General features: G+C 67.7%; 24 protein-coding genes and 1 tRNA gene. 14 read left to right on the top strand and 11 right to left on the bottom strand.

Features of this window, described 5'->3' with window-relative positions; translation table 11 throughout:
* Positions 1-48: 48 nt before the first annotated feature.
* On the bottom strand, positions 49-360 hold the full coding sequence (locus tag NGM06_RS08545) for a hypothetical protein (RefSeq protein ID WP_254269866.1): 312 nt from the start codon (positions 358-360) through the stop codon (positions 49-51).
* Positions 361-745: 385 nt separating this feature from the next.
* Here NGM06_RS08545 and NGM06_RS08540 point away from each other — a divergent pair, with 385 nt between their 5' ends.
* Positions 746-1,096, top strand: a complete 351-nt coding sequence (locus tag NGM06_RS08540; protein WP_254269865.1) for a DUF192 domain-containing protein — start codon at positions 746-748, stop codon at positions 1,094-1,096.
* Positions 1,097-1,178: 82 nt separating this feature from the next.
* Entirely contained in the window at positions 1,179-2,771 is a 1,593-nt protein-coding gene (locus NGM06_RS08535; RefSeq protein ID WP_379793441.1) for a 2-isopropylmalate synthase, read from the top strand.
* Between the two features lie 9 nt (positions 2,772-2,780).
* On the opposite strand, the gene NGM06_RS08530 is transcribed toward NGM06_RS08535, so the two are convergent.
* A complete protein-coding gene (locus NGM06_RS08530; protein WP_254269864.1) occupies positions 2,781-3,062 on the bottom strand; it encodes a hypothetical protein in 282 nt (93 codons plus the stop codon).
* A 119-nt stretch (positions 3,063-3,181) separates the two neighbouring features.
* On the opposite strand from NGM06_RS08530, the gene NGM06_RS08525 reads away from it, so the two are divergent.
* The gene (locus tag NGM06_RS08525; protein ID WP_254269863.1) at positions 3,182-3,691 is read left to right on the top strand and encodes a TspO/MBR family protein; all 510 of its coding nucleotides are present in this window, start codon (positions 3,182-3,184) and stop codon (positions 3,689-3,691) included.
* A gap of 111 nt (positions 3,692-3,802) precedes the next feature.
* Positions 3,803-4,246 (top strand): hypothetical protein, encoded by a 444-nt coding sequence (locus NGM06_RS08520; RefSeq protein ID WP_254269862.1) that lies wholly within the window; start codon positions 3,803-3,805, stop codon positions 4,244-4,246.
* A gap of 87 nt (positions 4,247-4,333) precedes the next feature.
* Here the strand turns inward: NGM06_RS08520 and NGM06_RS08515 are convergent.
* Positions 4,334-4,419, bottom strand: a tRNA-Ser gene (locus NGM06_RS08515).
* Positions 4,420-4,521: 102 nt separating this feature from the next.
* On the opposite strand from NGM06_RS08515, the gene NGM06_RS08510 reads away from it, so the two are divergent.
* The 3 genes from NGM06_RS08510 (at position 4,522) to NGM06_RS08500 (ending at position 6,159) form a co-directional block, all read left to right on the top strand.
* Entirely contained in the window at positions 4,522-5,472 is a 951-nt protein-coding gene (locus NGM06_RS08510) for an AAA family ATPase (protein WP_254269861.1), read from the top strand.
* Between the two features lie 8 nt (positions 5,473-5,480).
* Complete coding sequence (locus NGM06_RS08505; protein ID WP_254269860.1) at positions 5,481-5,942, top strand: hypothetical protein; 462 nt, start codon at positions 5,481-5,483, stop codon at positions 5,940-5,942.
* A 61-nt stretch (positions 5,943-6,003) separates the two neighbouring features.
* Positions 6,004-6,159: a hypothetical protein gene (locus tag NGM06_RS08500; RefSeq protein ID WP_254269859.1), complete on the top strand. Its 156-nt coding sequence runs from the start codon at positions 6,004-6,006 to the stop codon at positions 6,157-6,159.
* Positions 6,160-6,570: 411 nt separating this feature from the next.
* Here the strand turns inward: NGM06_RS08500 and NGM06_RS08495 are convergent, their stop codons facing one another.
* The 8 genes from NGM06_RS08495 to NGM06_RS08460 all read right to left on the bottom strand — a co-directional run bounded on the left by NGM06_RS08495 (position 6,571) and on the right by NGM06_RS08460 (position 15,819).
* On the bottom strand, positions 6,571-7,071 hold the full coding sequence (locus NGM06_RS08495; protein WP_254269858.1) for a DUF7519 family protein: 501 nt from the start codon (positions 7,069-7,071) through the stop codon (positions 6,571-6,573).
* Positions 7,068-8,345: a DUF58 domain-containing protein gene (locus tag NGM06_RS08490; protein WP_254269857.1), complete on the bottom strand. Its 1,278-nt coding sequence runs from the start codon at positions 8,343-8,345 to the stop codon at positions 7,068-7,070. The genes NGM06_RS08495 and NGM06_RS08490 overlap by 4 nt, the downstream gene beginning before the upstream one ends.
* Entirely contained in the window at positions 8,342-9,109 is a 768-nt protein-coding gene (locus NGM06_RS08485) for a DUF7269 family protein (protein WP_254269856.1), read from the bottom strand. Before NGM06_RS08485 ends, NGM06_RS08490 begins: the two co-directional genes overlap by 4 nt.
* Positions 9,106-10,116: a DUF4129 domain-containing protein gene (locus tag NGM06_RS08480; RefSeq protein WP_254269855.1), complete on the bottom strand. Its 1,011-nt coding sequence runs from the start codon at positions 10,114-10,116 to the stop codon at positions 9,106-9,108. The genes NGM06_RS08485 and NGM06_RS08480 overlap by 4 nt, the downstream gene beginning before the upstream one ends.
* A 126-nt stretch (positions 10,117-10,242) precedes the next feature.
* Entirely contained in the window at positions 10,243-11,868 is a 1,626-nt protein-coding gene (locus NGM06_RS08475; protein WP_254269854.1) for a hydantoinase B/oxoprolinase family protein, read from the bottom strand.
* On the bottom strand, positions 11,865-13,940 hold the full coding sequence (locus NGM06_RS08470; RefSeq protein WP_254269853.1) for a hydantoinase/oxoprolinase family protein: 2,076 nt from the start codon (positions 13,938-13,940) through the stop codon (positions 11,865-11,867). Before NGM06_RS08470 ends, NGM06_RS08475 begins: the two co-directional genes overlap by 4 nt.
* Before the next feature lie 125 nt (positions 13,941-14,065).
* Positions 14,066-14,905: an ABC transporter permease gene (locus NGM06_RS08465; protein ID WP_254269852.1), complete on the bottom strand. Its 840-nt coding sequence runs from the start codon at positions 14,903-14,905 to the stop codon at positions 14,066-14,068.
* On the bottom strand, positions 14,902-15,819 hold the full coding sequence (locus tag NGM06_RS08460) for an ABC transporter ATP-binding protein (RefSeq protein WP_254269851.1): 918 nt from the start codon (positions 15,817-15,819) through the stop codon (positions 14,902-14,904). Before NGM06_RS08460 ends, NGM06_RS08465 begins: the two co-directional genes overlap by 4 nt.
* Before the next feature lie 156 nt (positions 15,820-15,975).
* Between NGM06_RS08460 and NGM06_RS08455 the strand changes: the two genes are divergently transcribed.
* The 7 genes from NGM06_RS08455 to NGM06_RS08425 all read left to right on the top strand — a co-directional run bounded on the left by NGM06_RS08455 (position 15,976) and on the right by NGM06_RS08425 (position 25,355).
* The gene (locus NGM06_RS08455; protein WP_254269850.1) at positions 15,976-17,325 is read left to right on the top strand and encodes a ferritin-like domain-containing protein; all 1,350 of its coding nucleotides are present in this window, start codon (positions 15,976-15,978) and stop codon (positions 17,323-17,325) included.
* A gap of 72 nt (positions 17,326-17,397) precedes the next feature.
* Positions 17,398-17,673, top strand: coding sequence for an ArsR/SmtB family transcription factor (locus NGM06_RS08450; protein WP_163522401.1), 276 nt, complete (start codon positions 17,398-17,400; stop codon positions 17,671-17,673).
* A gap of 61 nt (positions 17,674-17,734) precedes the next feature.
* A complete protein-coding gene (locus NGM06_RS08445; RefSeq protein ID WP_163522402.1) occupies positions 17,735-18,040 on the top strand; it encodes a DUF8036 family membrane protein in 306 nt (101 codons plus the stop codon).
* Positions 18,041-18,193: 153 nt separating this feature from the next.
* Complete coding sequence (locus tag NGM06_RS08440; RefSeq protein ID WP_254269849.1) at positions 18,194-18,340, top strand: hypothetical protein; 147 nt, start codon at positions 18,194-18,196, stop codon at positions 18,338-18,340.
* 420 nt (positions 18,341-18,760) lie between these two features.
* Positions 18,761-20,986: a type II/IV secretion system ATPase subunit gene (locus NGM06_RS08435; RefSeq protein ID WP_254269848.1), complete on the top strand. Its 2,226-nt coding sequence runs from the start codon at positions 18,761-18,763 to the stop codon at positions 20,984-20,986.
* Between the two features lie 307 nt (positions 20,987-21,293).
* Positions 21,294-22,223, top strand: a complete 930-nt coding sequence (locus NGM06_RS08430; RefSeq protein ID WP_254269847.1) for a glycoside hydrolase family 16 protein — start codon at positions 21,294-21,296, stop codon at positions 22,221-22,223.
* 126 nt (positions 22,224-22,349) lie between these two features.
* Positions 22,350-25,355, top strand: a complete 3,006-nt coding sequence (locus tag NGM06_RS08425) for a glycosyl hydrolase (protein WP_254269846.1) — start codon at positions 22,350-22,352, stop codon at positions 25,353-25,355.
* Positions 25,356-25,481 lie beyond the last annotated feature (126 nt).

Raw genomic sequence — 25,481 nt, 5'->3', positions numbered from 1 at the left:
GAAGTAGCAGAGTACACATAGCCGTACCGGCGTTCTCGGAGACGTGCGTCAGTCGGCGTGCGGTGCGGCGTTCGTCGTCGAGTCGGTCGAGCGCGAGACCTCGGAGTCCGACGAGGAGTTGTAGGGGTGGGGCGAACGGAGCGCGGCGATGAGACTCCACATGACGCCCGTGAGGACGGACCCGACCGCGGACATCGTCATGCCGAGCGTGAAGAAGGCCGTGCCGTAGACGAATCCGATTGTGGCCGACGGGAGCGCGGTGCCGAGCGGGACGTTGGCCATCGAATCGCGGAGAGTCGGAACGAGGACGACGAGCGAGAAGACGCTCCCGCAGAGGAAGACGGCGTCTTGCCACATCATGGTTTCCGGTGCAGTTGTGCGAGCGGTTCGGTGAGCGTTTCGGTCATCGACTCAATGTAGACGGAGGAATTTTAAAAGGTTTACTCACTAGCGAGTAAACAATCCGTTACAGTTCGAGACGGTACCGTCACCCACGGTTCAAGCACTCACGGAGTCCGTTTCGTCGCGCCGGACTCGACAGTAGGCCGTCGTTGTGATGGAGGGAGCGGACGGACCCGTTCGCTGGTGAAAGCAGGATAGACGGGCTTTGAGGCCGTTATTCCGGGCTTATCATCGCCGTTTCGTCGGTTGCAGTTCGTTGCGACGGTCCCGGAGCGTTCGACAGCGCCGACGCGAGTTCCCGGCGACGGAAACGCTTTTGGCGACGCCGGGAACACCTCCGGTCGTGCGATTGGTACACGAATCTGACAGTCGGAGCGAGACCCTCGCCACCGAGGTCGAGACCGCCGACTCGTTCCTCTCGAAGGCGAGGGGACTGATGTTCCGGCGGTCGATTCCCGACGACTACGCGCTGGTCTTCCGGTTCGACGACGTGGCGAGTCGGGACGTTCACATGGTGTTCGTCCCCTTCCCGCTGGACGTGCTGTGGCTTCAGGACGGTGAAGTGACGCGGACCGAGCGCCTGTCGCCGTGGACCGGACTGGCAGAGGCCGAGGCCGACCAGTTGGTCGAACTCCCCGCGGGGAGCGCGGACGAGGTAACGGTCGGCGACGAAGTCCGCGTCGTGCGGGGGTAACGCCGGTCCGACAGACCGGTCTGTCACAAAGGCCCGCTTAACTACGCCCGAGGGAAACGAGAGGCGTGGTCAATCATGGCCAGTGAACGATTTATTCGGGGGTCTCCCCGATAACACATCTCCATCGAACCGCGACGAACAGCACGAAGAACGCGACGGACTGCTCTCCGGTCGAACCGTGAAACTCCTCGACACCACGCTCCGCGACGGCGAACAGGCCCCGGGCATCTCGCTCACGCCCGACGAGAAGGCCGAGATAGCCGCGGCGCTCGACCGCGCGGGCGTCGCCGTCGTCGAGGCCGGGAGCGCCTGCACCGGCGAGGTGGAGCGCGAGACCATCCAGCGCGTGACGGACCTCGACTTGGACGCCCGCGTCACCAGTTTCGCGCGGGGCGTCCGCAACGACGTGGACCTCGCGCTAGACTGCGGCGTGGACGGCGTGAACCTCGTCGTCCCCGCCAGCGACCGCCACGTCGAGGGGAAGGTCGGGACGACCCGCGACGAGGTGGTCGAGACGACCGCCGACCTCGTGGCGTACGCACGTGACCACGGTCTCTGGGTCGAGGTCATCGGCGAGGACGGGTCGCGGGCCGACCTCGACTTCCTCGAACGACTCGCCGAGGCCGCACACGACGCGGGCGCGAACCGCTTCTGCTACGCCGACACCGTGGGCCACGCCGGACCCGAGCACACACGCGAGGCGGTTTCCCGACTCGCCGACCTCGGGCCGACCAGCACCCACACTCACGACGACCTCGGACTCGCCGTGACGAACGCCCTCGCCAGCGTCGCGGCGGGCGCGGACCTCGTCCACGCCACTGTCAACGGCGTCGGCGAGCGCGCGGGCAACGTCGCGCTCGAAGAGGTCGCCATCGCGCTCGCTCACTGCTACGACGTGGAGACGGTCGAGACGACCGAACTCTACGACCTCGCCCGGACGGTCGCGGACGCGACCGACGTGGCGCTCGCGCCGAACAAGGCGGTCGTCGGCGAGAACGCGTTCGCCCACGAGTCGGGCATCCACACCGACGGCACCCTCAAAGACGAGCAGATGTACGAACCCTACCCGCCCGAGACGGTCGGCCGGGAGCGACGCCTCGTCCTCGGCAAGCACACCGGTCGGGCGGGCGCGAAGGCCGCGCTCTCCGAACACGACGTCGAGGTGAGCGACGACGAACTCCGCGAGGTCGTCGCCCGCGTACAGGACCTCGCCGAGCGGAACAAGCGCGTGACCGACGCCGACCTGCTCGCCATCGCCGAGGACGTGCAGGGCCGCGAGCGCGACCGGCGCATCGAACTCCGGGAACTCACCGCCACCAGCGGCGGGCGCATCCCGACCGCGAGCGTCAGACTCGACGTGGACGGCGACGAACGCGTCGCCAGCGGCACCGGCGACGGGCCGGTAGACGCCGCGGTCACCGCGGTCAGGGCGGCGGTGGGCGACTCCGACGCCGCGACGGACTTCCAACTCGAATCCTACCACGTGGACGCGATTACCGGCGGCACCGACGCGGTGGTCACCGTCGAAGTCGAGATGCGCCGGGGCGACCGGTCGGTGACCGTCGCGTCCAGCGACGGCGACATCACCCGAGCGAGCGTCACCGCGATGGTGGACGCGCTCGACCGCCTGCTCCCGGCCGACTCCGAGGCCGAGACCGCAGTCGCCGACGACTGACCGGTCGGTTCACTCGTCGTCCCGAAGCGCGGCCGCGACGGCTTCGAGTTCCGCCTTCCGGAACGCGCTCCCCGCGCTCTCCGGGTCGTCTTCCTCCGCGACACCGATTTTCCACAGGATACCCGCTCGCATCCGGGATTTCGACGGGAGACGGTTCGCGTCGATGTCGTAGTCCACGGCGTCGCAGATGGCCGCGAGGGCCTCCTTGGTGAAGGCGGTCGATTCGACGCGCTCGTACCTGCCGACGGACTCCCGGATTTCGTTTCTGAGTTCGTCTACGGTCGGTGACATACGGACAGAGATGGGGAGGTTGGCCCTGTAAGTTGCGGTCGTGCGTCGAGATTCGCGCTCGGGAGCGTCGCGTCCGGCTACCCTCCATCTCTTTCCCCGTTCCCCACCTACGTGGTCGCATGACCCTCACCGAGACCCCGAAGCGAGGCGACCGCGGCGGGAACACCCGCTGGGCCGCGCTCGTCGCCAGCGTCCTCGTCTGCGAACTCGCGGGCATCGTCCCGTCGATTCTGACTGCCGACGAGGTAGCGACGTGGTACCCCACGCTGGTCAAGCCCGCGTTCACGCCGCCGAGTTGGGTGTTCGGCCCGGTCTGGACCGCGCTCTACCTCCTGATGGGCGTGGCGCTGTACCTCGTCTGGCGGAGCGACCGCAGTCGAGTGCGGCGGACGGCGCTCGCCCTGTTCGGCGTCCAACTTGCTCTCAACGCGGCGTGGACGCTGGTTTTCTTCGGTTCACAGGCCATCGTCGGCGGTCTCGCGGTCATCGTCGCGCTCCTCGCACTCGTCGTCGCCACCGTCGCCGCGTTCGCCCGCATCGACCGCCGGGCGGCCGCATTGCTGGTTCCGTATCTGCTCTGGGTCGGGTTCGCCACCGCGCTCAACTACGAACTCTGGCGACTGAACTGACCCGCGAACGCGCCGAGTCCGACCGAGAGGACGCGACACGGGAGAGTATTGGGTCGTTACTCCCGGCGACGACCGGCAACCGTCGAGTTGGACGGTCGTTACCGACGGCGTTTGCAGTCTATAACAAAGGACGGTAGCGGCGTCGAACGGGACGTGTCGAACAGTTCGGTTCCGAGTTCGTACGCTATCGACGGCGGCCGGTTCGGGGTCGGGGCGGACCGCTACACGCTGTTCGTAGTGCTGTTCGTCGGCAAGGCACTCGACGCCGTCAGCACCGTGACCGTGCTCTCGCTCCGCGAGGACGTCTACGAGTCGATGTGGCTCACCCGCACCCTGATGTCGGAGTTCGGGATGGTCACGGGCGTCCTCATCACCGTCGTCCTCGCGGTGGTGGGCGTGGTCGTCCTCGCCGAGAGCGGCGAGGCGGTCGCTCGACTGACCCCCGACGGGTGGGCACCGGACGATTACCCGACCGCGTTCCGGGTCGTCACCTACTGCTCGGCGGGCGTCTGGTACGGGTTCCTCGGAGTCCACAACTTCATGCTGCTGTTTTGAGACGGGGCGCGTCGAGCGTCCTCGAAAGTTCGGGAATCCACCGCAGAGACGACGCTATCGACGGTGAAAGCGGAAGAAGTTTGGTGACGCCGAGGAGGAGATTTGAACTCCTGTGTCCGTGAAGGACAGTTGCTCTCGAAGCAACCGCCTTGGCCGGGCTAGGCTACCTCGGCTCACTCCATCATACTTCCCTCTCCGTCTTAGTGATTTCGATTCTCGCGCCACAGTTCAGTAGACCGTCACCTTCAAGCGGGTGCCACCACTCCGGGTAGGGTATGGACGTAACCGAGGCGAACGAGCAGTGTGACGCCGTCCTCGATGCCATCGGCAACGCGGTCATCGCCGACCGAGAGTTCCTCGAAACCGTACTTCTCGGCGTGATGGCCGGCGGTCACGCCCTCCTCGAAGACGTGCCCGGAACGGGCAAGACCCTGACGGCGCGGAGTTTCGCGTCGGCGCTGGGGTTGTCGTTCTCGCGGGTCCAGTTCACTCCGGACCTCCTCCCCGCGGACGTGACCGGCACGCACGTGTTCAACGAACAGGACCGGACCTTCGAGTTCAACGAGGGTCCCATCTTCGCGAACGTCGTGCTGGCCGACGAGATAAACCGCGCGCCGCCCAAGACGCAGGCCGCGCTGCTGGAGGCCATGGAGGAGGGACAGGTCACGGTGGACGGCGACACCCACGACCTGCCGAAACCGTTCTTCGTCATCGCCACCCAGAACCCGGTCGAGCAGGAGGGCACGTTCCCCCTGCCCGAGGCGCAGGTGGACCGCTTCGCGGTCAAGTCCTCCATCGGCTACCCCGAGGCCGAGGGCGAGTACGAACTGCTGCGCCGACGCGCGGGCCGGAGCGCCCAGAGCCCGTCGGTCGGGACCGTGCTGGACGAGCGACTCGTGACCGACCTCCGGGAGGTGCCCGAGTCGGTCCGCGTGGACGACGACCTGCTGGAGTACATGGCGAACGTCGCCCGCGAGACCCGCGAGGACCGCCGGGTGTCTGTCGGCGTCTCCCCGCGCGGGACCCAGCGCCTCTTCGAGGCGACCCGGGCCTACGCCGCGATGCAGGGCCGGGAGTTCGTCACCCCCGACGACGTGAAGCGCGTGGCCCACCCCGTCCTCGCCCACCGCGTCGTCCTCACGCCCGACGCGCAGGTCAACAACGTCGCGAAGTCCGCCATCGTGGACCACGTCCTCGACAGCGTCCCCGTGCCGACGGTGGAGTAGTCCGACCCGTGCCCTCCAGACGGTCGGTTCTCGCTACCGGAGTCGCCAGTCTCTACGCCGCCAGCGCGGGGTGTACGACCGTCCTCGACGGGTCGACCCCCGAACCGGCGTTGTGGACCATCACCCTCCGGAACACCGACGACGAGTCCCACGCCCTCGCGCTCCGACTCTTCCACGACGGCGCGGAGATTCTCGACCGGACGTACGAACTCGGTCCCCGGACCTTCGACGAGGAGGACGCCGCCACCGCAGATAGCGATACCGACCACGTCGCCGCAGTCGAAGACGCGTGGGACTCGCCCACCGGCGAGTTCCGGGCCGCGGTCCGAGTAGACGGCGAGCGCCGGACGAAGTTCCGACTCGACGACGAGGTTCGTCCGCCGACACCCTACCGGTACGAAATCCGCGTCGAGCGGAACGCCAGCGTGTCCACGTGGGTGACGAAACTGGAATCGACCGCGACGCCGTAGCCAGTTTCACTTTCACTCCGCTTGGCTCGCCTTTACGTTAGTCCGGCGACCACCCGGAACCATGAACGCAGACGAGTCCGGGGAGGATTCGGAGTCGGCGGACGCCACCGAACACGACGAGGAGACGGAACTCGCTGACCTCGACCCGAACGCCGAGGAACAGGCCCGACGCGTAGAACGCCAACTGCGGCGACTTCGCCGCGAGATGCGCGGATAACAGGGGCCGGTCGGGTCGGATTTCCCGTCGGGGTCCCTCGTGATTCGCGGCGGTTCGACCGGTACTCCCGGAGTCTCGGCCGTCGTCCTTCGAATCTGTCCTCTTCCTCTTCGAATCTCGCGGTTGCCCTCTCAGTCGAAGTGATTGCGCAGAAGAAGTAGTTTCACGCTCGAACACGGGAGTCCACCGCACAGCATCGCAACTGCACTGCGACAGCCTCACACCTCCCCAACCGACTGCGCTACTCGGCCGACGGCCTCCGTCGCTCGTCCCTCGCGCGGTGGGCGCGGCGCACGAGAGCGCCGCGCCCGCACGCGTCGGGACGAAAACTCGAAAGTGCGCTTCTCGGGAGCCACACTACCGAGCGCGAGAGAACGGAAATCGAACCGGACGCGACCCGAAAACAGGAGTTCAGTTCCGGAGCGCCGACGTGAGCACCACCGCGGCCAGCAGCAGGAAGACCAGCGCGGTCACCGGCTTGCCGCCCGCCGAGACCAGATAGATGCCGTACCCCAGACCGCCAGCGCCGACGGCGACAACCGTACTCCCGGCGGCGTGAGTCGCCTCCAGTTGGGTCGTGTCGGTCTCGCGGCCCAACTGGTCGCCGACGGTGATGGCCTGCTCGCCGAGGTCCCACGCCAACACGGCGGCGATGACCCCCGGCAAGAGCAGGTACGGGGTGGGGAGCGCCAGACCGCCGACCAGCGCGGCGACGAGGAGCGCGGTCGAACCGAGCGTGACCGCGCGCCGGGACCCCCAGAAGACGCCGAGCGCGACCACGAGGAACCCGGCCGCACCGGCCGCGAGTCCGGCGGACCCGGTGAGCGCGCTGGTCCCCGCCGCGATTCCGGCCGCGGTCACCGCCAGCGCCGACGACAGGCGGGCGGGCGACCGGTCGATTTCGCGGGTCACGCTGACCCCCGTGTGACGCGAGCCATTCGAGCGAGGGCGACGCCCAGCGACTCGTCGGTGTCCCAGTCCACGACCCGGACCCCGCTCTGGCGAAGTTCCGAGACGCGGTGGTCGCGCTGGGTTCGGGCGAACCGCTGGCCCGCGGTCCGCGTCGAGGTCGGGTCGGGACTGACGACCGTCACGAGGTGGTCCTCGGCGTCCAGTCGCCGCGCGACCTCCGGGCCGAAGTCGTCGCACAGCGGCGTGACGAAGACGACCTGCGAGGACGCGGGGAGTCGCTTGCGAAGCTGTTTGAGTCGGGTGGTCGGGTAGAACATCTCGTCTGAGGGCGTCGGCGCGAACGCCGGGTGGGTCGCCAGCAGGTCGCGGGCACGGGCCTGATGGTCGTGGCCCGCGCCGGGCGCGAGCCAACAGATTTCGGGACCGAACGACGCCAGTCCCACGCGGTCGCCCGCGTCGAGCAGTCTCGTGACCATCTTGCCCGCGGCGTCCACGCCGAACTGGACCGCGTTGCGCTCGTCGTCGCCCCGGCCCAGATACGCCTTCTCGCGAGTGTCCACGAGGACGACCACGCTGGCGGCCCGCTCCTCGCGGAACTGGACGGTCGTGAGTTCGCCCGTTCGCGCGAGGCGGTTCCAGTCCACGCGCGAGAGCGGGTCGCCCGGCCGGTACTCGCGGGTCGCGTGGAACTCGACGCCCGACCCGCCCACGTCGGTCGTCACCCGGCCGGTGTATTGGGTGGTCTGTGCGCGCAGGGGCACGTCCACGGTGGTTCCGAGTTTCGGGACGCACCGGAGGAGGGTCTCGCACTCGACTTCGGTCTCGACCTCGATAGCGCCGCTGAAGTCCCGGACGATGGCGGTCACGGGGTCGAACTCGTGGTCGCCGCGTTCGGCCTCGACGGTGTAGGTGAACGACGCCGTCTTGCCCGGCCGGAGCGCGGTCCCGAGGCGGGCCGACCCGTCTGTCACGGGCAGGGCCTCCGGAACGCCGTCCACGAGTCGGAGGTCGGCCAGCATCGAGTCGCCGACGTTCTCGACGACGAGTCGGACCTGCACCTCGTCGCCGGGCAGGGGTTCGTCGTCGCTGAGCGTCCGGGTCACGTCGAGGGCCACCTCGGGCGTGCCCGCCGTCCGGGCGTAGGCCGCGAACGCGACACCGACGACCCCCGACAGCAGGACCAGCGGCCGACTGAAGAGGACGCCCAGCGACCCCGCCAGCAGGGCGACCACGCTGACGCCGCGCCACCGTTTAGTCTGGCGAATCGACTTCACGCTTCGGCCTCCGTTCGACGAGCGTCCTGCGTCCCCGCGTCGGTCCGAGAGACCTCCGATTCGTCGGCATCGGTCGGGTCCGCGGACGCGCTCGCGGGGGTCTCGGCACCACGGTCGGTCTCGGTGCCGCCCGCTCCGGCCTCGTCGGATTCGCCGTCTGCCGGGGGACCGGACGACTCGCCGTCCGCCGGTTCGACTCCGGCCGCCCGAGCGACGGCGTCGGCGGTTCGACGGATTCGGTACTGGGAGGGCGATTCGGTGCTGACCGCGAGTTTCACCCGGTCGAAGACGGGCGGCGAGGGGGCGTCCTCTCCGCCGAGGAACGACGCCGCGTGCCGGTCGTCCGTCCACGTCCCGGCGTCGAGTCGTTCGCGGGCCTGCTCGCGCGAGCAGTTCTCCCGGTCGGCGACGGCGGTGACTGCGGCGGTTTCGAGGGTCTCGCGCAGGTCCGCTCGCTCGCGGATGAGGTCCCGCCGCGGTCCCGACCGGAGTTCGGCGACCGTCCGGTCGAACTCGTCGCCGGGGGTCGGCACCGTCTCGACCGTCTCCACGTCGGGCGTCTCGGTGGCCTCTAGTTCGGTGGCCTGCCGGGACCGGGCGACCCGAATCGCCTGCACCAGCGCGAGCAGGCCGACGACGGTCACCGCGGCGTAGCCGGTGCCGATGGCGGCGGCGAACCCGGGGACGAACGCCATCAGCAGGCCGAGCGCGACCGCGACCAGACCGACGGCGGTCAGAATCGGGTGGTCGTTGCCGTCGGTCACTCGGCGTCACCCCCGCTGGTAGTGTCCGAGGACGGAGACCCGTCCGACTGCGACCCGGCGTCCGAGGGCCGACCGGCGTACTCCCGCTCGATGCGTCTGAGAGCGTCGAGCGCCTGCTGTTCGCGTTCTTCCGTCGCCGACTCGCCGCCGTACCGGACCTCCTCGAACAGCGAGGTGAGTCGGTCCACGTCCTCGCGGGCCATGCCCGCTTCGACCGCGGCCCCGGCGAACTCCGCGGGCGTGCTGGCGGCGGGATTGGCCACGTCGAGGTGGTCGGTCATCTCGCGCCACGCGCGGAACACCTCGTTGTCCACGTCGGTCGCGTCTTCGATGCGGTCGGCGGCCTCGCCCGCGGCCCGGCCGACCGCGCGCACGTCCCCGGTGTCGTCGGGTTCCGCGAACGACTCCTCGTCCTCGGGGTCGTCGCCGCTGGAGGAGACGAACAGGAGCGCGACGGCGGCGAGGAGCGCGACGCCGAGACCCGCCATCAGGAGGAACGAAGGGTCGGTGAACGTCGTCCCGCTGGCACCGCCGGGCGCGCCGCTCCCGCCCGAAGGGGCGAGGGAGACGTTCCCGCCTTCGAACAGCGCGTTCCGTGCGTTCGGCACGGGGTCCGTGCAGAGGGTCAGGAGCGCGTGGGCGAACAGGATGGGGATGCCCACCGGCCCGGCGTACGCCACGGCGCCGAGTCCGCCGAGGCGGCGGTACGCGGCGTACGCGCCGAGGGAGAACACGCCGAGGATGAGCGCGATGGCCCACCACGTGTCGAGGAAGGCGTAACAGGGGACGTCCATCGGCGTCCCGCCGGTCGCGTCGGACGATTCGTTCCCGAACTCCAGACTGGGCTGACTACCGTTCTGTACGCCCGCGTCCGAACTCGGCGCGCCGAAACCGAACCCGCCGGACGATTCGGTGAGGACCGCCGAGTCCAGCGTCGCGGCGGCGAAGCCGATGGCGACGACTGCTAACAGCGCGAGGACGACGGGGCGTGCGGTATCACGGTCCACAGAGGTAGGTTGCGGGATTGATAACTTAGAGTTTCTGCCTCGTCGGCGGAGTACGGCGTTTCTTTCCCGCTTTCTCCGGCAGAATTAGGGTCGAACGGGCCAGTTCGGTGCGAGCGCCGAGAGGACTCACTCGCCGTCCGTGACGGACCCGTCCACGCGGTCGGACTCGCGAGAGTCGTCGGTCCGCTCGCTCGGGTCGCCGTACCCGCCGCCGCCGGGCGTCAGTACCGTGACCGTCGTCCCGGTCTCGACCTCGACGGTGGTCTTCGCGCCGACGCGCTCGCCGTCGATGCGGTTCTCGCCGAGCGCGCCCGACGCTCCGCCGTCGAGTCCCTTCGGCGCGTGTCTGCGGCGCTCGGTCAGCAACGACACCGTCGCGTCGGTCTCGACCGTCATCGAGCGTTCGAGTCCGAGACCGCCGCGGTGTCGGCCCGCGCCGCCGCTGTCGGGGCGGAGCGCGTACCGCTCGACGCGCAGGGGGTACTCGGTCTCCAGCGCCTCGACCGGGGTGTTGAGCGTGTTGGTCATCCCGACCTGCACGCCGTCCATGCCGTCCTTCGTCGGACGCGCGCCGAACCCGCCGCCGATGGTCTCGTAGTAGGTGAAGTCGCCGTGCCTGCTCCCGATTATCAGGTTGTTCATCGTGCCCTGTCCCTCCGCGGGCACGCGGTCGGGCACCGCCTCGGCCAGCGCGCGGACGACCACGTCGGTCACGCGCTGACTCGTCTCGACGTTCCCCCCGACCACGGCCGCGGGCGGCGTCGGGTTCAGCAGACTCCCCTCCGGTGCGCTGACCGAGACCGGCGCGTAACACCCGTGGTTCGGCGGAATCTCGGGGTCTGTCAGACACCGGACGACGAAGTAGACCGCGCTCTTGGCGACCGCCAGCGGCGCGTTGAGGTTGCCCGGTACCTGCTCGGCGGTCCCCGAGAAATCCACCGTGAGCGAAGCGCCGTCGATTTCGACCGTCGCTTCGACGGGCACGTCGTCGTCGCTGACGCCGTCACCTTCGAGGAAGTCGGTGGCCGCGTACTCACCGTCGGGTAGGTCGGCCAGTTCGCTCTCGACGCGCTCGCGGGAGTACGCTATCACCGCGTCGAACGCCGCCAGCAGGCGGTCGCCGTGGTCGGCCAGCAGGTCGCCGAGGCGCTCCTCGGCCCTGTCGTTGGCGGCCATCTGCGCCCGGAGGTCCGCCCGGCGCTCGTCGGGCGTCCGGACGTTCGCCAGCAGGAGGTCGCGCACGTCCTCGTTCACCTCGCCGCCCGCGACGAGTCGGACCGGCGGGAGGCGCAGGCCCTCCTGATAGATTTCCCGCGCGCCAGCGGGCATGCTCCCCGGCGTCATCCCGCCCACGTCGGCGTGGTGGGCGCGCGAGACCGCGTAGCCGACGATCTCCTCGCCCGCGCCGCCGTCGGCCTCCGGGGGCGCGAGCGGCGAGACCAGCGTCACGTCCGGCAGGTGAGTGCCGCCCGCGAAGGGGTCATTGACGACGAACGTGTCGCCGGGTTCGGGGTCCCGTTCCAACACCGCCGCCACCGCCTCGGGCATCGCGCCGAGGTGGACCGGGATGTGTTCGGCCTGCGCGACCAGTCGGCCCGCGGCGTCGAACAGCGCGGTCGAGCAGTCCCGTCGCTCCTTGATGTTGGGCGAGTACGCGCCCCGGATCAGCACCTGTCCCATCTCCTCGGCCACGCTCTCCAGTTGGTTCCGGAGGATTTCGAGTTCCACGGGGTCGAGGTCGGCGTCGGTCACGCTCGACCCTCCGTGTCGGTCGCCTCGTCTCCGCGCTTGGTCAGCACCAGCGTCCCGTCCTCGCGCACTGCGGCCCGCCACTCTGGCGGGACGACCACGGTGCTGTCGGCCTGCTCGCAGACGGCCGGACCCGCGAACGACTCGCCCGCCGGGAGCGCCTCCCGGCGGTAGACGGGCACCTCGCGGAACCCGCCGCCGAAGTCGGCCTCGCGCTCCCCGACTCTGGCCTCGCCCGCGCTCTCGTAGGCGACGGCGGGCGTCTCGCGCGCGACGGTCGCGCGCACCCGCAGGCCGACGAGTTCCACCGCCTCGTCCATCCGGTAACCGTACGCCGTCTCGTGGGCCTCGTGGAAGCGACGTTCGACCGCCTCGGGGTCGAACTCCTCGCCGACTTCGACGGGTAACTCGAAGCTCTGGTCCGCGTACCGGAGTTCGGCGCGCCGGGCGATGTCGGCCGCGTCGGGGTCCCGGAGGTCCGCCCGCGCCTCGTCGGCGAGGTCCGCGAGGACTCCCGCCACCGCTTCGGGGTCGGCCGCGTCGAGCGCGGTGCGGTAGGTCCGGACCGCGTCGCGGGTCTCGTCGGCCGCGAGCAGGCCGAACGCCGACAGGACGCCGCAGGCCCGCGGGACGACGACGCGGGTCACGTCGAGTCGGTCGGCCAGCGCCGCGGCGTGCATCGGCCCCGCGCCGCCGAACGCCGCCAGCGCGAACGACCGCGGGTCGTGGCCGCGCTCGACCGTGACCTCCCGGACCGCCCGAGTCATGTCGGCGTTCGCCACGCGGTAGACGCCGCGGGCGGCCTCGACCGGACCCGACAGGTCCGCTTCGTCGGCGAGGTCCGCGAGCGCGTCGCGCGCGGCCGCCACGTCCAGCGAGAGTTCGCCCCCGAGCGCGGTGTCGTCGCCCAAGTAGCCGAGGACGACGTTCGCGTCGGTGACGGTCGGTCGCTCGCCGCCCTTCCCGTAGCACGCCGGGCCGGGGTCCGCCCCCGCCGACTCGGGACCGACCCGGAGCGCGCCACCGGCGTCCACCCGCGCGATGCTTCCCCCGCCAGCGCCCACTGTCGTCACGTCCACCATCGGGACGCCGACGGGTCGCCCGCCGATTTCGGTCTCGGTGGTGCGCTCGACGTCGCCCTCCCTGACGAGACTCACGTCGCTGGAGGTGCCGCCCATGTCGAACGTCACGATGCCGGGCGCGTCGGTGGCGCTCTCGGCGGTCTCGGCCGCGCCGTCGGTTTCCGCGGCCGCTCTCTCCGCGGTCGCGGCCGCGCCCACGACTCCCGCGGCCGGGCCGGAGAGACAGGTCGTCACAGCGTGTTCCCGGACCGTCTCGGCGTCGGCGATGCCGCCGTTCGACTGCATGACCAGCGGGGCCGGAACTCCGGCGGAGTCGGCGCGCTCGACCAGTCGCCCGAGGTAGGCGTCGATTCTGGGCGTCACGTAGGCGTCCACGACGGTCGTGGCCGTGCGCTCGTACTCGCGGAACGCCGCCAGCACCTCGTGGGACGCCGAGACCGGCGCGTCGAGTTCCTCGCGCAGGACCTCAGCGACCGCTCGCTCGTTCCGGGGGTCGGCGTAGGCGTGGAGCAGCGAGACCGCGACGCTCTCGGCGTCGGTGTCGCGGATTCGGTCGGCGAGGTCGCGGACCTCGCTCGGTTCGACTTCGCGTTCGACGCCCTCCGGGGTGGCGCGCTCGGCGACCTCGAATCGCCTGCGCCGGGGGACGAGCGGGTCGAGTTTCTCGGCGTTCAAATCGTAGAGCGCGGGCCGGTCCTGCCTCCCGATTTCTAGCACGTCGCGGAACCCCTCGGTGGTGACGAGCGCGGTCTCCGCGCCGTCGCCTTCCAGTAGCGCGTTGGTCGAGACGGTCATCGCGTGCGAGAACGCGTCGATGCTCTGGGGGTCGAGGTCGGCCGCCTCGCAGGCCTTCCGGATTCCGGCCAGCACGCCCTCGCTCTGGTCGTCCGTGGTCGGGACCTTCGCGGTGACGAGTTCGTGGTCGGGCGTCAGCAGCACGACGTCGGTGAAGGTGCCGCCCACGTCCGCGCCGACGCGGATTCGGTCGGTCACGGTCCCGTCCCTCCTCCGGGTCGGTCGTCCCTGTGACGGTGGCTCATGCGGTTTGGGTGTCGCTACAGGACGTAATAGTTAGTGCTTGCGGAAGTCGGACCGTTCGAGAGAAGCGTCCGCTACCGTTATCCGAGGTCCGCGCGCTCGAACCGCCAGTAGCCGAGCAGCACGGGGGCGACCAGCCAGCCGACCAGCACGACCAGTCCGAACCAGTTCTGCACGTAGAACGGCACCGACGACCCGGCCAGCGCCTCCGCGGAGACCATGGGTCCGGCACCCGAGAACACGAGGTCGGCGGCCTGCGAGTAGGCGTTGTTGGGGTTGAGTACCTGGAGCAGATAGTACCACGCCGGAATCCCACTCGCGCCGGTTGGTAGACCGCCCTCCACGAGGTAGTAGACGCCCAGCGGGACGATGTTCCAGAGCACTTGGAAGAGGAAGAACGCCCCGATGGCCAGCGCCATGGCGCGGGACCGAGTCGCCGCGAACGACGACGCGCCGATAGCGATGCCCACGTACGTGAGTCCGAAGAGGACGGTAAGCAGCGTCAACAACAGGAAGTCCACGACCGCGAGTTCGCCGAACAGCGCGAGCAGGGTGACGGCCGCACCGGCGAACGCCACGAAGATGCCGACCGTGACGACCAGCGTCCGGCCGACCAACTTGCCGAGCACTACGTCGGCGCGGGTGTGGGGGAGACCGAGCAGAATCTTGATGCTCCCGGACTCGCGCTCGCCCGCGATGGCGAGGTACGCCACCACCAGCGCCGTGAGCGGAATGATGAGGCTCGCCGGGGAGGTCAGGAACTGCGTGGCGTCCGGGAGTCCCGGCGCGTCGCCGAGAATCGCCTTCCGGACGTAGACCGCGCCGACGGAGAACAGGAGGAACACCGCGGTGATGACCCAGAGCATCCGCGAGCGCACCGCATCCTCGAAGTCCTTGCGCGCGACGACCAGCCAACTCATGCCGTCACCTCCTCGGTGGTGTAGGCGGCGAAGAGGTCCTCCAGCGACGCCTGCTCGGTCGAGATGTCGGTGACAGTCACGCCCTGCGCCTCGACCCGATTTATCACCTCGGACTTGACGCCCGAGTCGTTCACGGCGATTCGGAGGACGTTGCCGTCCGCGGTCAGGTCGGTCACCGCGTCGATGTCGTCGAGACTGAGGTCGTCCGGCACGCGGTCCACCGTGAGTTCGAGGGTCGAACTGGTGCCGACCGACTCGCGCAGGCCCTCGATTGTGTCCTCGGCGACGAGTCGCCCCTCGTTCATGATTCCGACGCGGTCGCACACCGCCTCGACCTGCCCGAGGATGTGACTGGAGAAGAAGACGGTCGTCCCGCGATTCGCCTCCTCGCGGACGAGTTCGCGCATCTGGCGCGCGCCGTTAGGGTCGAGACCCGACGACGGTTCGTCCAGAATCAGGAGGTCCGGGTCGCCCACGAGCGCCATCCCGAGCGCGAGGCGCTGGCCCATGCCGGTCGAGTAACCACCGGCTTTCCGTCCGGCCGCCTCCGGGCCGAGACCCACGCGGTCGAGAATCTCGTCGGGGTCGTCGTCGCTCCCTTTCGAGTCCACTGCGAACTCGACGTGCTTTCGACCAGTGAGGCGGTCGTAGAGGTCGAACCCCTCGGGGAGGATACCGATTCGCTCGTGAATCTGTTGGGTCTCGTCCTGTGCGTCGTAGCCGAGGACCGTCGCGGTGCCCTCGGTGGGCCGGAGGTAGTCGAGCAACACGTTGATGGTCGTGGACTTGCCCGCGCCGTTCGGGCCGAGGTAGCCGAACACCTCGCCCTCCTCGACGACGAGATCGAGGTCCTCGACAGCGACGACGCCCGCGCCGAAACGCTTCGTCAGTCCGTCGGTTCGGATAGCTGGCATGAATGTACGGTCAATCCCGTCCGGCATTAGTGTTGTTAATTCAATATCTCTCTCGCGGCCCGGAACTCGGGACGAAATTGGGGGAGAGTTCCGCGGGAACTCGGAGGAAATACTGTCAGATGTCCGAAAATCTTCATGGGTGACCGAGGGGTCGGTGTGAGTGAAGCAATGACCCGGAACGACTCGACCCCGACCGACGACTCGTCCGACCCGAACTCGACTCGCTCGCGCCGCGCGTTCCTCGGTAGCGCCTCGGCGCTGGGCGCAATCGCGCTCGCTGGCTGTAGCGGGAGCGGGAGCGAGACGACTACGACGACCGAAGAGACGACGACCGAAGCGACGATGACGACCACGGAGACGACGACAGAGGAGACCACTACTGCGGCCCCGACAAATCCGGACGTTCCGATTCTCAACTACGCGCTGACGCTCGAACACCTCGAAAACGCCTTCTACCGCGAGGGACTGAAGGAGTTCGGCGACGACGAGTTGATGCAGGCCGACGCGCTCTCGAAATTCGGCGAGGAACTCCGGATGGACGTCCCCGAACATCTCGAGACGGTCGGCGACCACGAGGCCGCCCACGTCGATGCACTCTCGGCCACCGTCGAGAAGTTGGGCGGCACGCCAGTCGAGGAAGGGGAGTACGACTTCGGTTACCAGACGCCCTCGGAGTTCCTCGGCGTCGCCAAGGCGCTGGAGAACACCGGCGTCGCCGCCTACGCGGGCGCGGCACCGAAGGTCGTCAGCAACGACGTGCTGGCGGCGGCAGCGGGCATCCACAGCGTGGAGGCCCGCCACGCCAGTTTCCTGAATCTGGTCAACTCCGACTCGCCGTTCCCGAACGCGGTCGATTCGGCGAAGTCGGTGGACGAGGTGCTGGAAATCGCGGGGCAGTTCGTCACCTCGGAAGTCGATCCGAGCGTCTACGAGACCGAGCCGCCCGAGGAACGGGCGACGCCCGACAGGAAGGCCGACGACGACACGAGCGACGTGACCGTCCTGAACTACGCGCTGACGCTCGAACACCTCGAGAACGCCTTCTACCGCGAGGGGCTGAAGACGTTCGGCGACGACGAACTGATGCAGGCCGACGCGCTCTCGAAGTTCGGCGAAGAAGTCCGGATGAGCGTCCCCGAACACCTCGAAGCGGTCGGTGACCACGAGGCCGCCCACGTCGATGCCCTCTCGGCCACCGTCGAGAAGTTGGGCGGCACGCCGGTCGAGGAGGCCACGTACGACTTCGGCTACCAGACGCCCTCGGAGTTCCTCGGCGTCGCCAAGGCGCTGGAGAACACCGGCGTCGCGGCTTACAAGGGTGCCGCGCCGACCGTCTCCAACGACGACGTGTTCGCGGCCGCAATCGGGATTCACAGCGTCGAGGCCCGTCACGCCAGCTTCCTGAACGAACTGAACCTCTCCTCGCCGTTCCCGAAGGCCGTGGACGAACCGAAGACGATGTCCGAGGTGAAGGAAATCGCGGGGCAGTTCATCGTGGAAGAGTGAGCGGCCCGCTGAGTCGGGACCTTCGACTCCGCTTCGGTGGCCTTACGTACCGGGTTTGAGTTGTGACCGGTGATGGAGAAGGTCCTCTGGTACGTGCTGGCGGGGACGCGCGGGGGCATCAACCGCGCGCGTCTCCTCCGGGAGATAGACGAGCGTCCCCGGAACCCCAACCAGCTCGCAGAGGAACTCGACCTCAACTACGACACGGTTCGACACCACCTCGACGTTCTTGTCGAGAACGACGTCGTCACGTCCAGCGGCGACGACTACGGCGCAGTGTACCTCCCCTCGGACGCCACCCGCGACCACTGGGACGTCGTCGAGGAAATCATCACCCAAATCGAATGACCATGATCCGACACCCGAGCGAACACGACCGTCTCGACCGACCGACGCGGAGGCCGAACCGATGAGCATCTGGATCGACCTCGCGCGAGTCGCCACGGGACTCAACCTGCTGCTGCTCGCCGCGCTGGCCAGCGTCTGGGCGCGCAACTACCGCCGGGTCCGGTCGAAGCACACGCTCGGCATGCTCGTGTTCGCCGCGCTCCTGTTCGCCGAGAACGGGTTCGCGCTCTACTTCTATCAGGTGGACCCCCTGCTGTCGGTGTGGTTCAGCACGCAGGTCCCCGACCCCGCGTGGCAGGCGATGCTGTCGTTCCACGTGTTGGAGACGCTGGCCATCGGCTTTCTAGCGTGGGTGACGATGGACTGAGTGGAGAGCGATAATCTGCGAGAGGGAAGGCGGACTTCTTGGACGCATTTTACGACCAGACGTGATAGCGAGACGGGCGGAATCCTATCGAACGCTCCACCGCGAACGCCGTTTATCGACCCGAGGCGCAGTACGCGCCCGACGCCCGCGCTCATGTTCGAAGATTCGCCCGCGACGAACGTCCGACTCGTCGTTGTCGTCGCAATCACTGAGACCGGCGGTCTGGACTCCCACGTCCGGAAAGCCGACTACTCTCGCTACTCGTCGTTAGCGACGAGTCCGAGCGCCCGAATCAGTTGACCCTCTAGCCGAAACTCGTCAGCGCTATCGCAGTTCTGGAGTCTCGCCTCCGCGGTATCCACTAATTGACTCGGCGGCTCTCCGCCTGCATCGGTCGTCGTGGGTTCGACCTCGGCGATGTGTCTCCGTATCTCGCTGATTACGCGCTGGTACTCCGAAATCGTGCTTGCGTCTCCGACTCGTTCTTGGAGGCTACTTGAATCCACGTACACCGATTTCTCGTTCGAGAGTGTAATTACCTTCCGCTCCGACAACTACAGTCGGAAAACAGTCGCTCTGTGACCCGACTACGACTTCCAGTCCGCAGTGGTCGGAGTAGTCGATTCGAGTACCGAACCGACAGGGAACGGAACCCACTCGCGTCTGAATACGGAAATCACATGCGTGAATTTAAATACTAGCAGGTGGCGAATTAGTCGCATGGCCGAAACGTCGCTGGCGAACGGTGGACGGGGAGAAGACGGGGCGAGCGACACCCCACCGCAGGTCCCGCCGCCGACCCCGCCCGACGACCCCGAGGCGTGGTACGCGTCGGACGTGCGGGCACAGTACGAACCACATCCGGGCGTCGTCGCCACTATCACGGAGACCGACGACGGGTTCGACTACCGGATTCGCGAACCGGCCCTCTCTCCCGAGGGCGAAGACGCCCTCGCAAAGGTCGAGGACCACTTCGCCGACGCCAACCTCGCACGTCCGCTCACCCGCGAAGGCGCGAGCGAGCGCGCGGCCGCCGGGTTCGACCCGAAGTACCGTCGTATCGTGGACCGCCTGACCGACCTATCGCCCGAGACGAGACGCCGCGTGGAGTACTACGCGCTCCGGGACCTGCGGTGTCTCGGCGAAGTGACCCCGCTCGCGCTCGACGACGGCATCGAGGTGGCCGACACCGCGGGCGACCGTCTCGTGGTTCACACCGACGACTACGCGCCCGCCGACACCGACCTCCCGGCCGACGCCGACTTTCTGGAGCGGTTCGCCAGTGAGCGCGTCGAGACTCACACCGTCGATTTCCGGGAGTTTCAGGTGCCGGTCGTCGTCTACCGCGAACACCTGCTGGCCAACGACTCGTTCACGACGAAGTACGCGGTGCTCGAACCCGACTTACTGCCCGGCGACGAGGAACTGATTCGGGAGTGCAAGGACCGGATTTGGGAGACCAACGTCGACGGCGTGGTCGAGGACCGCGCCGGATTCGTCCGCGAGCGCGCCCGGACGTTCCTCTCACGGCGACTCACCGCGCGAAACACCCGGGCGTGGCTCGACGCCGCCGCGTACCGGGTCCGGACCGCGCTCGCGGAGTACGACCTCGCGGTCCCGCCCGTGGACCACCGATTTTCGACCGACAGGCTCTCGGACTTGGTCTACTACGTGATGCGGGACTTCGTGGGCCACGGGAAACTGACGGTCCCCATCCGAGACGACCTGCTGGAGGACATCGAGGCCAACCGGGTCGGCGAGCGCATCAAAGTGGTTCCGCGAGGCCGGGAGATCGGCCACGGCGAGCGCGCGCCGACCAACCTCGTCTTCGAGGACGAGACCGAGTTCGCCAACGTCGTGACCCAGATGGCCGCCAGCGACGGTACAGAACTCAACGCCTCGAACCCCAGCGCGAAGGTGAACCTCCAACCCGAGGGCGTGCCGGAGGAAGTCACCATCCGGGCGGCGGTCGCGCTCGGCGTCATAAGCGAGGACGGCCCGCACATCTCCATCCGAAAGCAGGCGCCCGAGGCGATGACGCCGGTCGACCTGCTGGAGTCGGGAAGCCTCTCGACCGAAATCGTCACGCTGCTCTGGCAGGTCTACGAACACCACGGCGTCGTCCTCTTCTCGGGACCGACCGGCACGGGCAAGACGACGCTGATGAACTCCCACATGCCGTTCATCCCCTACCGCGACCGGCCAATCTCCATCGACGAAGGCTCGCGGGAGGTCCGCCTCCCCCACGAGACCGGCGTGTCACTGACGACGCGCGACCACGAGAGCGACTACAAGCGCGTGTCGATGGCCGACCTCATGACCGAGTGCAACTACCTCAATCCGGACGTGGAGGTCATCGCCGAGATCAACACCCCCGCCAGTTTCCGGACCTTCGCCGAGAGTCTGAACACCGGCCACGGCATCATCGGGACCACTCACGCCGAGGACGTGGAGAAGTTGGTGAACCGGGTCGTCGAGCAGGGGCTACCCCCGTACCTGCTCCGAGAGTTAGACCTCGTGGTGTTCCCCCGGCGCGTGGACGGTCAGCGCTACGTCGGCGAGGTCGTGGAACTCCTCACCGAGTCGGAGTACGCGAAACTCGACTCGCGGCGAGCGCGGTGCGGCGCGATAGAGAAGGACGGCACCACCGTCTACTGGAACACGGTCGCGTGGCGCGACTCCGACGGCGAGTTCCATCTGGCGTACGACCATCAAGAGTCGGGCGACGGCGAGCGAGAGCGTCGGCTTCGGTTCTTCGACCGCCTCGCCGAGCGGACCGACCGGACTGTCGAGGAAGTCGAGACGGAGTTCCAGCGCAAGCACCGGTACGTGCAGTACCTGGAGCGGGAGGGCGTGGACGACTTCGACGAGTTGTTCGCGTTCCTCGCGGACCTCCGGAACGACGAGGCCGCGACGGTGGAGCGCGTGAAACGCGAGTCGGTCTGAACCCTCGTCCGGTTCGACTCAATCGAGAGGACACCGCCCGACTGACGGTCTCGGTAGTTCGTGAGTGACGCTCAGTTTCGCCGACGAACGACCTCGCTATCGGCTTGTTTCTGCCCCTTCGAGGATGCGCCGCGAACACTCCGTCGAGACGGAGGAAGGAGCTATATGGGCGGGGATATAAGTAACAACTATTCTAGTAGTAAAAATTAAGTTCTGTTATTATGGTTTTTACTAGCGGCGGTGCGCCACTCGCCGTTCTACTCGCGAGAGAGCGGAACGGGTGTGGCGACCGAGAGAAGGGATATCTATGACCGACGATAGACCACGGCAACAGACGGAAGACGAATCGGCCAGCAAACGACTCCGCCGTCGGGGCTTTCTGAGTACCGCGGCGGCGACGCTCGGCGGCACGGTCGCGGTCTCGACAGCGAGCGCCGCGTCCGACGGCGGCGCTCGGACGGACCTCGGTGGCGCTCCGACGGCGTTCGACGGGAACCAGTGGTCGCTGAGTTGGAGCGACGAGTTCGACCGCGGGTACGTCGACGAGTCCGTCTGGAGTTTCGAGACGGGCAACGGTCACGCCCAAGGCATCCCCGGATGGGGCAACAACGAACTCCAGTACTACCAGCGCGAGAACGCGTGGGTCGAGAACGACCACCTCGTCATCGAGGCCCGCGAGGAGCAGGTGTCCGACCAGTACGGTTCCTACGACTACACCTCCGCCCGGATGAAGACTCAGGGCGGGTACAACAAGCAGTACGGCCGCATCGACGTGCGCGCTCGCCTCCCGGAGGGACAGGGACTCTGGCCCGCAATCTGGGCGCTCGGGTCGAACATCGACTCGGCCGGATGGCCCGACTGCGGCGAGATAGACATCATGGAACTCACCGGGGACGACACCGACACCGTCCACGGCACCGTGCACGGTCCCGGCTACTCCGGCGGCAGCAGCATCGGCGGCACCTACAACAACGGGTCGTTCGCCGACGCCTATCACACGTTCCAAGTCACGTGGTACCCCGACGCCATCAAGTTCTTCGTGGACGGCCAGCACTACTTCACCGTCACGCTCTACGGCGTGGAGGACGCCGGGAACGAGTGGGTCTTCGACGACGGGCCGTTCTTCTTCCTCCTCAACGTCGCGGTCGGCGGGAACCTCCCCGGTTACCCCGACGCTACCACGCAGTTCCCCCAGCGGATGGAGGTCGATTACGTCCGGGTCTACGACTGGGTGTAGCAGTCCGACCTCGTCGTGTGCGAATATTTCGCACTCATACGCACCGAGAGCAGAATAAGTATTTTACTAACCTAGTAGTAAATTTTATAGATATAAATACGCAACAATACTGCGGAGCCTACCAATATGGACGAACGGACGGACGAACCCGATAGCGACCGGACGAACAGAGCGGACGGACGAGAAGAACCGAACGACTCGAACGACGGACTATCCCTGTCGCGGCGCACCTACTTCGAGGCCCTCGGCGTCGCCGGTCTGGCGGGTCTCGGGTCGATTCCGGAACCGGCCACGGCGGCGAGCGGAATCCACAGCGTCGGCAACGGGAGCTACACCCACCAGAAGCCCTCTGGTGAGGGAGAACCGCCAGCGACGCGGTACACGACCGGGAACGTCGGCGCGCCGCTCCCGTCGAACGACTGGTGGTCGTCGGCGCTCGCGACCCAGTACTCGGAGAACCTGTTCTTCCATCCGGGGTTCGCACTGGCCAACGATACCGGTCTCCGTGTCGGTCATCCGACGACGTGGAACTACCCCAACGAGGACGCGAAGATGAGCGTCCAGCGTGACTTCACGCTGGGCCACACCGCGACCACGTTCTCGGATACGCGAGTCGACGGCCACAGCGACTGGTCGGTGACGCTGAAGTGGGGTACCGGAACGGCGACGACGCTCACCGCGTCGCTCACGAAGGGGTCGCCGTACGTCTTCTGTGAGTACGAGGGCGGCGGTGCCGAACTCGCCTTCCAGACGGCACCGACCGTCTGGGACGACCGCGGAAACGTCCTCGGAGTGACCCACGAGGGCAATCACTACGGACTGTTCGCGCCGTCGGGCGACGACTGGTCCGGCGTCGGGTCGGCCACGCTGACCAACGGTCTCTCCGGGGGATATCTGACGATTGCAGTCCTCCCCGACGACACGTCGTCCACGCTCGACACGTTCGAGAAGTACGCGTACAACTTCATCACCGACACCGGCGCGGGCGACGCGACCCGCGTCAGTCCGACTTACGACCGGGACGCCGGGGAGGTCCGCACCACCTACTCGTTCACCACGACCAACAAGCCGGAGAGTCAGGTCGGCGGTGACGCGACGATTACGGGACTCTACCCCCACCAGCACAAGTACACCGACGAATCCCTGCTCGGGTACGCGTACGAGTGTCCGCGAGGGACGATGAAAACAGTAAGTGGGTCGTCGTTCACGACGACCCATCCGTTCCGCGGCGTGCTTCCGTTCCTGCCCGACCGAGGTTCCTACGACGACTCGGAACTGGCGTCCTACGTCGGCGACGTGTCGGCGGGCTACGACAACGGACAGGGGAGCGGCACTTACTGGACCGGCAAGGACTTCGGCCGAATGTCGGAGGCGGCACCCATCGCCGACCAAGTCGGGAACGCCAGCAAGCGGGACGCCCTGCACGGCGCCATCCGGTCGGAACTGGAGAACTGGCTGACCGCCGACAGCGGCGAGAGTCAGAACCTCTTCTACTACAACGACCAGTGGGGGACACTCGTCGGCTACCCCGACTCGTACGGCGCGGCGGGCGACCTCAACGACCACCACTTCCACTACGGCTACTTCGTCCGGGCCGCCGCCGAACTGGCGCGGACCGACGACACGTGGAGCGACGACGGCAACTGGGGCGGCATGGTTGACCTGCTCGTCCGCGACTACGCGAACTGGGGGCGACCGAACAGGGCCAACGCCCAAGAACCCGCCGACAACCCCGCCGACTCGTTCCCGTTCCTGCGGAACTTCAGTCCGTACGGCGGTCACTCGTGGGCCGCCGGGACCGCGGAGTTCGCGGGCGGGAACAATCAGGAGTCGTCCTCGGAGGCAATCCACGCCTACGCGGCGATGCTGCAGTGGGCGGTCTTCACGGGCAACGACGAGATGCTGAACTGGGCGGCGTACCTCTACACCCACGAGGTCTGTTCGGCCATGGAGTACTGGTTCGACGTGGACGACCAGAACCACCCCGACGAGTGGGGCCACGACACCGCGGGCATCGTGTGGGGCATCAAGTACTCCTACTCGACGTGGTTCTCGGCGGACGCCGAGGCGATTCACGGCATCAACTACCTGCCGTTCGGCGGGCACTCGCTGTACCTCGGGTGGGACTCCCAACTGGCCGAACGCAACTACTCCGAGGCGGTAGCCAACGACGACAACGGCGGCGACTGGGACTACTGGCAGGACATCATGTGGAACTACCGGGCGTTCTCGGACGTGAGCGACGCCAAGAGCATGTTCCAGTCCGCGAAAGCGAGTTACAGTCCGGAGGCCGGTGAGACGAAGGCCCACACCTACCACTGGATATACAACATCGACGCGATGGGGAACCCCGACCCCTCGGTGACCGCGGACTACCCGCTGGCCTACGCCTTCGACGACGGGACGGAAACGACCTACGTCGCCTACAACGGCGAGAACTCCTCGATTACGGTGACCTTCTCCGACGGAACCGCACTCAGCGTCCCGGCCAATTCGATGAAGTCGAGTACTGGCGGCGGCGGTGGCGACCCGTCCGACACGACGCCGCCGACGGCCCCGTCGAACCTCCGGTCGCCGGGACACACCGGTTCGTCGGTGGACCTCGCGTGGGACGCCGCGAGCGACAGCGGCGGGTCGGGGATGGACCACTACGCCGTGTACGTGGACGGGACGCGGAGCCAGCAGATTCCGGCGGGCACCACCTCGACCACCGTCTCGGGTCTCGCCAGCGGAACGACCTACGAGTTCTCCGTGACGGCCGTGGACGGCGCGGGCAACGAGTCGAGCGCGTCCGGGACTGTCAGTGTCACCACCGACGCGTCGGGCGGCGGCGACTTCAGCCAGCACGTCACCCGAATCGACGGGTCCGACGGCGACACCGCCACCGACGAACTGTCGTTCGAGTTCGTCTCGAACGTCGGTTCGGACTGGGTGGACGTCCACTACACGGTCAACGGCGGCACCCAGTACAACTACCGGATGAACAACCCGAGCGGCGACACACACACGCTCGAAACGAGTCCGGACTACGTCGTCGGCGACTTCTCCTCCGGCGACACCATCGAGTACTACTTCACCTACCAACACGACGGCACCGCGAGCGACACCGGGTGGTTCAGCATCACGTACTGAACCCGCTGCGACCGCCGCGCGGTCGATTCCACGGAACAGTCACGAGGCTTCCCGGCCGGAGCCCCTTTCGATGCAGATTATATTGCCATATTTTAAATACCAGAAAGAATAGAAGAACGGCCATGA

This window comes from Halorussus aquaticus (assembly GCF_024218795.1).
Taxonomy (GTDB): domain Archaea; phylum Halobacteriota; class Halobacteria; order Halobacteriales; family Haladaptataceae; genus Halorussus; species Halorussus aquaticus.
Note: the sequence above shows the minus strand (reverse complement) of the source record. Positions and strands in the feature narration are given on the sequence as shown.

Coding starts and splice junctions, on each gene's coding strand:
- NGM06_RS08545 (WP_254269866.1), bottom strand. CDS start 360: ATGATGTGGCAAGACGCCGTCTTCCTCTGCGGGAGCGTCTTCTCGCTC.
- NGM06_RS08530 (WP_254269864.1), bottom strand. CDS start 3,062: ATGTCACCGACCGTAGACGAACTCAGAAACGAAATCCGGGAGTCCGTC.
- NGM06_RS08525 (WP_254269863.1), top strand. CDS start 3,182: ATGACCCTCACCGAGACCCCGAAGCGAGGCGACCGCGGCGGGAACACC.
- NGM06_RS08510 (WP_254269861.1), top strand. CDS start 4,522: ATGGACGTAACCGAGGCGAACGAGCAGTGTGACGCCGTCCTCGATGCC.
- NGM06_RS08500 (WP_254269859.1), top strand. CDS start 6,004: ATGAACGCAGACGAGTCCGGGGAGGATTCGGAGTCGGCGGACGCCACC.
- NGM06_RS08465 (WP_254269852.1), bottom strand. CDS start 14,905: ATGAGTTGGCTGGTCGTCGCGCGCAAGGACTTCGAGGATGCGGTGCGC.
- NGM06_RS08460 (WP_254269851.1), bottom strand. CDS start 15,819: ATGCCAGCTATCCGAACCGACGGACTGACGAAGCGTTTCGGCGCGGGC.
- NGM06_RS08450 (WP_163522401.1), top strand. CDS start 17,398: ATGGAGAAGGTCCTCTGGTACGTGCTGGCGGGGACGCGCGGGGGCATC.
- NGM06_RS08445 (WP_163522402.1), top strand. CDS start 17,735: ATGAGCATCTGGATCGACCTCGCGCGAGTCGCCACGGGACTCAACCTG.
- NGM06_RS08440 (WP_254269849.1), top strand. CDS start 18,194: ATGTTCGAAGATTCGCCCGCGACGAACGTCCGACTCGTCGTTGTCGTC.
- NGM06_RS08435 (WP_254269848.1), top strand. CDS start 18,761: ATGGCCGAAACGTCGCTGGCGAACGGTGGACGGGGAGAAGACGGGGCG.
- NGM06_RS08430 (WP_254269847.1), top strand. CDS start 21,294: ATGACCGACGATAGACCACGGCAACAGACGGAAGACGAATCGGCCAGC.
- NGM06_RS08425 (WP_254269846.1), top strand. CDS start 22,350: ATGGACGAACGGACGGACGAACCCGATAGCGACCGGACGAACAGAGCG.